This is a genomic window from Streptacidiphilus neutrinimicus (assembly GCF_000787815.1).
Classification (GTDB): domain Bacteria; phylum Actinomycetota; class Actinomycetes; order Streptomycetales; family Streptomycetaceae; genus Streptacidiphilus; species Streptacidiphilus neutrinimicus.
In genome coordinates this window covers 72,524-73,010 of record NZ_BBPO01000029.1, presented here as the reverse complement: position 1 = coordinate 73,010, position 487 = coordinate 72,524, and the positions used below count along the sequence as shown (strand labels likewise).

The 487-nt window shown below is 66.7% G+C and carries 1 protein-coding gene; it reads left to right on the top strand.

Annotated features, from left to right (window positions below; translation table 11 throughout):
• Nucleotides 1–487 (top strand): cbb3-type cytochrome c oxidase subunit I (locus tag TR48_RS19740; RefSeq protein WP_042369157.1); only part of this gene is annotated, 487 nt, incomplete at both ends.

Here is a 487-nt window from a genome sequence, read left to right as displayed (position 1 = left end):
CAGGGTGCGGCCGACTTCGGCTGGTTCGCCTACGCGCCGCTCTCGGACGCGATCCACAGCCCCGGTGTCGGCGGCGACATGTGGATCATGGGTCTGGCCCTCTCGGGCTTCGGCACCATCCTCGGCTCGGTGAACTTCATCACCACCATCCTGTGCATGCGCGCCCCGGGCATGACCATGTTCCGGATGCCGATCTTCGTGTGGAACGTCCTGCTGACCGCGGTTCTGGTCCTGCTGGCGTTCCCGGTGCTGGCCGCCGCGCTGCTGGCGCTCGAGGCCGACCGCAAGTTCGGCGCGCACGTCTTCGACCCGGCCAACGGTGGCGCCATCCTGTGGCAGCACCTGTTCTGGTTCTTCGGTCACCCCGAGGTCTACATCATCGCGCTGCCGTTCTTCGGGATCATCTCCGAGGTCGTGCCGGTCTTCTCGCGCAAGCCGATGTTCGGTTACTCCTCGCTGATCGCGGCCACCATCGCGATCGCCGGTC